The 8,639-nt window shown below is 57.0% G+C and carries 8 protein-coding genes, 1 rRNA gene and 1 pseudogene; 2 read left to right on the top strand and 8 right to left on the bottom strand.

Going from position 1 to position 8,639, the window contains the following annotated elements; genetic code table 11:
- Both HY067_06645 and HY067_06640 read right to left on the bottom strand, forming a co-directional pair.
- Nucleotides 1-721: ribosomal RNA gene (locus HY067_06645) — 16S ribosomal RNA — on the bottom strand; the annotation flags it as partial.
- Between the two features lie 284 nt (nucleotides 722-1,005).
- A complete protein-coding gene (locus HY067_06640) occupies nucleotides 1,006-2,202 on the bottom strand; it encodes a tyrosine--tRNA ligase (GenBank protein MBI3527631.1) in 1,197 nt (398 codons plus the stop codon).
- A gap of 136 nt (nucleotides 2,203-2,338) precedes the next feature.
- Here HY067_06640 and HY067_06635 point away from each other — a divergent pair, with 136 nt between their 5' ends.
- Together HY067_06635 and HY067_06630 are read left to right on the top strand one after the other, a co-directional pair.
- Nucleotides 2,339-3,658, top strand: coding sequence for a M23 family metallopeptidase (locus HY067_06635; GenBank protein ID MBI3527630.1), 1,320 nt, complete (start codon nucleotides 2,339-2,341; stop codon nucleotides 3,656-3,658).
- A gap of 51 nt (nucleotides 3,659-3,709) precedes the next feature.
- Nucleotides 3,710-4,810 (top strand): anhydro-N-acetylmuramic acid kinase, encoded by a 1,101-nt coding sequence (locus HY067_06630; GenBank protein MBI3527629.1) that lies wholly within the window; start codon nucleotides 3,710-3,712, stop codon nucleotides 4,808-4,810.
- 75 nt (nucleotides 4,811-4,885) lie between these two features.
- On the opposite strand, the gene erpA is transcribed toward HY067_06630, so the two are convergent.
- From erpA to rplM, 6 genes and pseudogenes are all read right to left on the bottom strand, one after another.
- A complete protein-coding gene (gene erpA, locus HY067_06625) occupies nucleotides 4,886-5,236 on the bottom strand; it encodes an iron-sulfur cluster insertion protein ErpA (GenBank protein ID MBI3527628.1) in 351 nt (116 codons plus the stop codon).
- 57 nt (nucleotides 5,237-5,293) lie between these two features.
- Nucleotides 5,294-5,701: a polymer-forming cytoskeletal protein gene (locus tag HY067_06620; protein MBI3527627.1), complete on the bottom strand. Its 408-nt coding sequence runs from the start codon at nucleotides 5,699-5,701 to the stop codon at nucleotides 5,294-5,296.
- 13 nt (nucleotides 5,702-5,714) lie between these two features.
- Nucleotides 5,715-6,458 (bottom strand): hypothetical protein, encoded by a 744-nt coding sequence (locus HY067_06615; protein MBI3527626.1) that lies wholly within the window; start codon nucleotides 6,456-6,458, stop codon nucleotides 5,715-5,717.
- Nucleotides 6,455-7,482 (bottom strand): annotated as a pseudogene (locus tag HY067_06610) (N-acetyl-gamma-glutamyl-phosphate reductase). The gene HY067_06615 and the pseudogene HY067_06610 overlap by 4 nt, the downstream one beginning before the upstream one ends.
- A 98-nt stretch (nucleotides 7,483-7,580) precedes the next feature.
- Nucleotides 7,581-7,973, bottom strand: coding sequence for a 30S ribosomal protein S9 (gene rpsI, locus HY067_06605; protein MBI3527625.1), 393 nt, complete (start codon nucleotides 7,971-7,973; stop codon nucleotides 7,581-7,583).
- An 8-nt stretch (nucleotides 7,974-7,981) separates the two neighbouring features.
- On the bottom strand, nucleotides 7,982-8,410 hold the full coding sequence (gene rplM / locus HY067_06600; GenBank protein MBI3527624.1) for a 50S ribosomal protein L13: 429 nt from the start codon (nucleotides 8,408-8,410) through the stop codon (nucleotides 7,982-7,984).
- Between the last annotated feature and the right edge of the window lie 229 nt (nucleotides 8,411-8,639).

Here is an 8,639-nt window from a genome sequence, read left to right as displayed (position 1 = left end):
GTGTTCCTCCACATCTCTACGCATTTCACTGCTACACGTGGAATTCCACCCCCCTCTGCCACACTCAAGCCCGCTAGTTTCAAGCGCAATTCCCAGGTTAAGCCCGGGGATTTCACACCTGACTTGGCGAACCGCCTGCGCACGCTTTACGCCCAGTAATTCCGATTAACGCTCGCACCCTACGTATTACCGCGGCTGCTGGCACGTAGTTAGCCGGTGCTTCTTATTACGGTACCGTCATCAGTCAGCGCTATTCGCCCTAACCATTTCGTCCCGTCCGAAAGAGCTTTACAACCCGAAGGCCTTCTTCACTCACGCGGCATGGCTGGATCAGGGTTGCCCCCATTGTCCAAAATTCCCCACTGCTGCCTCCCGTAGGAGTCTGGGCCGTGTCTCAGTCCCAGTGTGGCTGATCATCCTCTCAGACCAGCTACGGATCGTCGCCTAGGTAGGCCTTTACCCTACCTACTAGCTAATCCGACATCGGCCACTCCCGCAGCGCGAGGCCCGTTTCCAGGTCCCCCGCTTTCCTCCTCAGAGCGTATGCGGTATTAATCCGGCTTTCGCCGAGCTATCCCCCACTCCAGGACATGTTCCGATGTATTACTCACCCGTTCGCCACTCGTCGCCAGGGTTGCCCCCGCGTTACCGTTCGACTTGCATGTGTAAAGCATGCCGCCAGCGTTCAATCTGAGCCAGGATCAAACTCTTCAGTTCAATCCCTTCTTCTCAAAGCTTCTTCACAGGACAGGCGTCCCTCCATCCCGAAGGACAAAAGAACCGGGCGATCACCCTCGACCCGTTCCCGTGCAGCGCCCCAAAACCACGAAGCACCCACACGCATCGGCTGTTTAGTTTGTTAAAGAGCAACGCCGTTTTCCGGCGGCCGTTTCCGGCGAAGGTGCGCATTATACGGATCGAAATCCTTCGGTCAACATTTTTCGGGGTTTTTGCAGAAAAAACAGCTTGTTTGGCGACGCTGCAACCGAATCGCGAAACAAGCTGTCAGGACAGCAACACCCGCGCGAACTTGCGCTTGCCTACCTGGATGACGAACGGTCCGCCGGCGGGCAACTTGAGGGCCTTATCGCTCACTTTCTCGCCGTCGAGCTTAACCCCACCCTGTTCGATCATGCGCATGGCTTCGGAGGTGCTGGCGGTCAACCCGGCCTGTTTGAGAATCTGAGTAATAGGCAGGGCTTCGCCCCCCGCTGAAAGCGTCAACTCGGGGATGTCTTCCGGTATCTCCCCTTGCTTGAATCGTGACTCGAAATCCGCGAGTGCCCGCTCGGCCGCCGCGCGATCATGGAAGCGCGCCACGATCTCCTGTGCAAACGTAACCTTGATGTCGCGCGGATTGCGCCCCGCCGCGACTTCATCCTTCCATTTCCTGAGTGTGGCCAGCGACTCGAAAGACAAAAGCTCCATGTAGCGCCACATCAGTTCGTCGGAAATCGACATCAGCTTGCCGAATATCTGGTCGGGACTTTCTGCAATTCCGACATAATTTCCAAGCGACTTCGACATCTTGTCGTCGCCGCTGAGCCCCTCCAGCAACGGCATCGTCAGAATGCACTGCGTCGGCTGTCCGTAGTCCTTCTGCAACTCGCGCCCCACCAAAAGATTGAATTTCTGATCTGTGCCGCCGAGCTCCAGATCTGCCTTCAGAGCAACGGAGTCATATCCCTGCACCAGTGGATACAGAAATTCATGGATCGCAATCTGCTGGCCGCTCTTGTAACGTTTGCCGAAATCGTCGCGCTCGAGCATGCGCGCCACGTTGTACTTCGCTGCCAGCTTGATCATGTCGACGGAAGTAAGCTTGTCCATCCAGGTCGAGTTGAACGCCACCTCGGTCTTTGCTGGATCGAGAATCTTGAAAATCTGCGCCTGATAGGTCTTGGCATTTTCCGCGATCTGATCTCGGGTCAGAGGTGGTCGTGTGGCATTTTTCCCCGTCGGATCACCGATCATTCCGGTGAAATCCCCGATCAGAAAAATGATGTGATGGCCGAGCTCCTGCAGCTGCCGGAGCTTGTTGATGAGAACCGTATGCCCAAGGTGAAGGTCGGGAGCAGTCGGATCGAATCCGGCCTTCACTCGCAGCGGCCGGCGCAACCCGAGCTTCTCTACAAATTCCGTTTCGATGAGCAACTCGCTGCACCCGCGTTTGGTAATTTCCAGTTGTTCTTTGATATCCATGTTGTTTGTTGTAACGGTCAGATTCCGTCTACGTGCCGGGAGGCCCACCGGCTGGAACGCTAGTTGCGAGTTCCGGGTTACGTTCAGTGGGGGATTCTGCTAATCTCCGCGCCAAGTCGGCAAATAATGTGAGTGCATGTCGTTGAACAAATACAAAATTCTAGCGCAAAAGCCAGCGTCCGAGCCGCGATCGTTGTGGCACCACTGGCCTGTGGTGGTCGCGATATTGCCGTTTTTCGGCGTTGTTGCCGCATTCGGTATCGCACCGGATACCGTTCCGGAACCCGTCGAACTGCAGCACGTCGTCGAAGACATCGCCCTTCCCGCAGCACCTGTCGCATCCCCGGAAGAGACACGATATTGGCGCGAGGAGCGCATCCAGCGCGGCGACACCGTCGCTTCGGTGTTGGCGAGATTAAATGTAAACGACGCTGATGCGTTGACTTATCTGTTGCAGGCCAAAGATGTCCGCTCGCTATACCAGCTGATCCCCGGCCGGACCATTCGTGTTGTGACGACCGACGACGGCCGACTGGAATCTCTTGCCTACGTGAATACCGACGGGCGCCGTCTTCATGTCACTCGCGGCGAGTCAGGATTTTCCTCGTCCGAAGAGTTGCCGCAAACCGAGCAATGGGTAATGCAAAGTTCAGGGGAAATCGAGACTTCGCTTTTTGCGGCAACGGACTCTTCCGGCATCCCGGAATTTGTAGCCCTGCAGCTCGCGGAAATCTTTTCCAGCGACATCGACTTCCATCGCGATTTGCGTCGCGGCGATCGCTTCTCCGTGGTCTACGAAGCGCTGGCTGCCGATGGCGAATTTGTAGGGTTTGGCCGAGTATTGTCTGCGGAATTCGTCAATCAGGGACACCCCTTCCGAGCAGTATTTTTCCGCGACGATCAAGGACGCAACGGCTATTACACTCCCGACGGACGCAACATGCGCAAGGCTTTCCTGCGTTCCCCGATCGAATTCTCTCGCGTGACTTCCGGATTCACCAGCGCGCGTTTCCATCCGATCCTCAAGACGTGGCGCGCCCATAAAGGGATCGACTACGGCGCACCCACCGGCACGCGGGTACGCGTGACTTCCGACGGCTATGTCACCTTTGTCGGTCGCAAGGGTGGCTATGGCAACGTCGTGACCGTGCGCCACCCCAATGGCTATGTCACGTTGTATGCGCACCTGTCCGGATTCAGCCAGGGTCTGCGGCAGGGAAAACGCGTAGTGCAGGGGGAAATCGTTGGCTTCGTTGGCAGTACCGGACTGGCCACCGGTCCGCATCTGCATTACGAATTCCACGTCAATGGCGTGCATCAGAATCCGATGCGACTCGCCATGCCTCCTGGGCCGCCGATAACTGCGCAGTTGCGGCCCGCCTTCGAAGAATTCGCCCAACCCCTCTTCGCGCGGCTGGACATGCTGCGCAATACCGACCTCGCCCGTCTGGATTGAAATCCGTCGACAGCATCCGCCATCCCGGCTGACTGTTGCCTGCTAGACTTCATGTCCATGGCGAGCGCAGAGCATTACATCGGCCTGATGTCCGGAACCAGCCTTGACGGCGCGGACGCCGTCTTGATCGACTTTTCCAGCGGCGGGCATCGGATCATTGGCGAGGCCTTCTTGCCTTTTGGAGATTCGCTGCGCGCCAGACTGCTGGCTATTCATAAACCTCAATCCGACGAGATTCATAATGCGGCGGTGCTCGGCAACGAGCTTGCGCAAATTTACGCACGGGCCGTTCACAAGTTGATGAGCAAGACACGAGTGAGTTCCACCGGTGTGCTAGCCATCGGCTGTCACGGCCAGACGATTCGGCATCGTCCCGATGCCGGCTACACTATCCAGCTCGGCAACGGCGCATTGCTGGCGGAGCTGACCCAAAATATTGTGGTCTGCGATTTTCGCAGCCGCGATATTGCTGCCGGCGGCGAAGGCGCACCGCTGGTCCCCGCATTCCATCAAGCGATGTTTGGCCACCCCTCGATCCATCGCGTCATCGTCAACATCGGCGGCATTGCCAATATCACTGATCTGGGATCCGGTACAGTTCAAGGGTTTGATACCGGACCAGGCAACATGCTGATGAATGCCTGGATCCAACAGCATCTTGGAAAGCCTTTCGACCGGGATGGCGCATGGGCAAAAGGCGGACGCTGCATAGACGACCTTCTGCAGGCACTGCTTGGTCACGAGTATTTTTCCCGCAATCCGCCCAAGAGCACAGGCCGCGAGCTTTTCAATCTCGCCTGGCTCGAAGAGCGGCTTTCGGGAAAAGAAAATCCGCGGGATGTCCAAGCCACCCTGCTTGCGCTGACCGCCGTCAGCATCGCACGCGCCGCCAAATCATGCTGCGACGGCGCGAAGGAGATCTACGTATGCGGCGGCGGCGCAGCCAATTCGGCGTTGATGTCAGGACTCGCTGCCGCACTTCCCGGGGTGACGATCACAACAACCGCGAAGCTTGGCATCGATCCCGACTGGGTGGAAGCCTGCGCGTTCGCCTGGCTCGCCCGCCAGGCTCTGCTCTTGCACTCCGGAAATCTTCCCTCTGTAACCGGTGCGAAGGGTCCGCGAATTCTGGGCGCAATTTACCCGGCATAGAAACAATTTTCCTGGCCTGGAAAAACCAAAAGGCGGCAATTCATGCCGCCTTGCGTTCGTTGCCCTGGCTGGACTTTACGCGGTAAAGGAAGAGCCGCATCCGCATGTGGAAGTCGCGTTCGGGTTCTTTATCACGAACTGCGCACCTTCAAGACTTTCCTGATAGTCGATTTCCGCGCCTACCAGATATTGATAACTCATCGCATCGATCAACAGCGTCACGCCGTTCTTCTCCATGGATGCGTCATCTTCATTCATGTCCTCGTCAAAGGTAAAACCGTACTGGAAGCCCGAACAGCCGCCGCCCGTGACGAACACGCGCAACTTGAGGCCGGGGTTACCCTCCTCGTCGATCAATTCCTTCACCTTCTTTGCCGCGTTGTCCGTAAACATCAGCGGCGACGGCATTTCAGTAACGGCGTTCATTGCCTGCTCCCGAAGTGAACCCTGCGCAAACCATTATCTGGCGCCGGCGCCAGCCGGTCAATCTCCGCCAGACCCTTTCAGCGACACGACTTTCTGCGCCTTGTCCTCATCCTGGTGCACCAACCTGCCCTGCACCACCGCACCCAACTGAATTTCCAGCGTCCGGTAATACACATCTCCTGTGACATTGGACTTGGGCTGCAGTTCGACATATTCGGCGCCGTGAACCGGACCGATCACGGTCCCATTGATAACGGCGTGCGAAACTCTTATTTCCCCTTCAATTTGGGCCTTTTCGCTCAAAACCAAGGTGCTTGGCTGATCATCGGACGTCAATACGTTACCGCGCACCCGCCCGTCCACGCGCAAGCCTCCACTGAACGAAATGTTACCTTCGACGATCGTGCCCGCGCCGATCAAGCTGTCTATGCGATTTTGCGGTTTTGGGGGTTTGGCTCCGAACATAGCAGTACTCCGCTCACGACAGGGTCACGGTCTGTGTCGACACCGGCGTCGGGTTGCCGGTTTCCAAGACGCGAACCTGCACTTTCTTGATGACAGCGCCGGGAGGCACCAGAAATGTCCCCTCGACGCGCTGATAGAACTTGAACGCCAAATTATACGCCTGGCTCCCGTCGTCCCCCTTGGGAATGCTGATGACTTCCGATTTTCCACCCTGTTCGAGATCGACGATGAACTGCAGTCGTCCGCGGAAATCCTTCACCCGTTGTTTGGACTGCGCAATCAAAAGACGATAGCGATATTCACCGGGTAGGGCATCTGACTGTACGCGGAATCGGTTCACACTGATGCCGCCGGCTTCCCCTCCGGACGCCATCAGCGTCTGGAAGAAAGCCAGGTCCTCCTTGAGCAGCGCATTCTCTTCTGAGAGGTTGCGTATCTGTCCCGACAGATTTCCGTGCGTCGCCAGTTCGATCTGTAGCTGGCGCTCGGCGGCCGCAATCTCCCGACTCAATGCAACGTTTTCATCCTGAAGCTTGGAATTCAGGTCTTGCAAGTGACTCTTCTCTCGCTGGGCTTCGCTGTTGTCGAATCCTGCGTACTGACGGCCAAGGTCGTATGTCAGCCAACCCACACCAACGACCGCGCCGGCAAACGCCGCCACTGAAAGCCAACGCCAGTACCACGGCACATGAGTGTGAATCGCAACTTTGGGGGCGGCGATGCCGAAGCGGCGCTTTATGGCCCTGATCAGCGTCACGGCAATAGCGGTACGTGTTCGATGCCAATGGTCTCCGGCAGCCCGAACATCAGATTCATGTTCTGAACCGCCTGCCCGGCGGCTCCCTTAACCAGATTGTCGATGACCGAAAGTATCACCACTGCGTCGCCACCACCGGGGCGATGCATCGCGATTCTGCAATCATTGGCACCCCTGACCGAACGTGTATCCGGATGACTTCCGGGCGGTAGGATATCGACGAATGGTTCGGTTGCGTAGCGCTTTTCGTAGAGCCCCTGCAGATCAACCGCCTTGGTCAATCGAGCGCATAGCGTCGCGTGGATGCCGCGTATGGCGGGCATGAGGTGCGGCACGAAGGTGAGGCCCACTTTCTTTCCCGCTGCGCGGCTCAAGCCCTGCGAAATCTCGGGCAGGTGCCGGTGCCCCGGCACTCCGTAAGCCTTGAAGTTATCCGAAGCTTCCGAGAACAGAATATGCACCTCGGCCCTCCGCCCTGCACCGCTGACGCCCGATTTTGCATCGGCAATCAAGTCGGGGTTGTCTACAGCTCCTGCTTGGATCAACGGCAAGAATCCCAGCTGAACCGCCGTCGGGTAGCAGCCTGGATTGGCAACCAGGCGTGCCTTGACGATCTGATCCCTATTCATCTCGGGAAGGCCATAAACAGCCTCGGCAACGAGGTCCGGACACGCGTGAGTCATGCCGTACCACCTTTCCCATTCGGCAATGTCTTTATGCGAAAATCCGCTGCGAGATCGATTACGCGAACGCCCGCTTTGAGCAACGCCGGCGTTTCTGCCATCGCCACGCCGTTGGGCGTGGCGAAGAACACGACATCGCATTTCTCGAGGCCGACCGTCGCAGGATCAGAGAAGTTGAGCGTCACCCGCCGGCGCAGGCTGGGGAATAAGTCGGCAACCGGTGTGCCTGCCTCCTTACGTGAAGTGATGACCGCCAGCTCGGCTTCAGAGTGTGTCGAAAGAATCCGCAGAAGCTCTACGCCGGTATAGCCAGTGCCTCCGACGATGCCAACTTTTTTCATGTTCGCCAATGACTTATTGAGCTTTGATGATATAACCTGATAAGGCATTGACGCAAATAAAAAAGCCGCCCGCAGGCGGCTTTTTTTGTCTCATGGCACTATCGCTTGGAGAACTGCTTGCGGCGTCGCGCCTTGTGAAGACCCACTTTCTTTCGCTCGACTTCTCTCGCATCCCGGGTAATCAGCCCCGCCTTGCTGAGAACCGGCTTGAGCGACGCGTCGTAATCGACCAACGCTCGAGAGATGCCATGTCGGACGGCACCAGCTTGGCCCGACTCCCCGCCGCCATCGACATTGATCAGGATGTCGAACGTATCCAAATGATTGGTCAATACCAGTGGCTGGCGTACGACCATGCGACCGGTCTCGCGGGAAAAAAACTCATCGACCGGCTTGTCATTGACGATAATCTTGCCTTTACCTGGCTTGATGAAGACACGCGCAACCGCGCTCTTGCGGCGGCCGGTTCCATAGTTGTACTGGATTGCCATGTAATTCCCTAAACGTTGAGAGTTTGCGGTTGTTGTGCCGAATGCGGATGATCGGACCCCGCATACACCTTCAGCTTTTTCAACATCGCGTAACCGAGTGGCCCCTTGGGCAACATGCCTTTCACCGCCTTTTCCAGCACGCGCCCAGGGAAACGGCCATGCAACTTGGCAAATGTCGCACTGTAAATACCACCCGGGTAGGTGGAGTGGCGGTAGTACACCTTCTGCTCCGCCTTGTCGCCGGTAACACGCAGCTTTTCGGCATTGACGACGACGATGTAGTCACCCGTGTCGACATGCGGAGTGAAAGTCACCTTGTGCTTTCCCCGCAAGCGCTTGGCAATCTCGGAGGCGAGGCGCCCCAATATCTTGTCGGTGGCGTCGACCACGAACCAGTCGCGCTTTACCTCATGTGATTTGACTGAAAACGTCTTCATGGCGGATGTTCCGCGGGGGTCATTAACGAAAGCCGCGTAGTGTAGTTGAACGCCCCATCGCTTGTCAAACCAGGTTTTCCAACTCAAGTAGCGGATTTCTAAGCATTTATGAGCCAGTTATCCATCTGCGTGCGACGGGTGGATAACGGCATCACTGGGCGCCCCTCATTCTCGTAAGGAACCTAGACGCTTTAATGGCAAGAGCATTTAGTGAATAATGCGCTTCCTT

This window comes from Betaproteobacteria bacterium (assembly GCA_016194905.1).
Lineage (GTDB): Bacteria > Pseudomonadota > Gammaproteobacteria > Burkholderiales > JACQAP01 > JACQAP01.
Note: the sequence above shows the minus strand (reverse complement) of the source record. Positions and strands in the feature narration are given on the sequence as shown.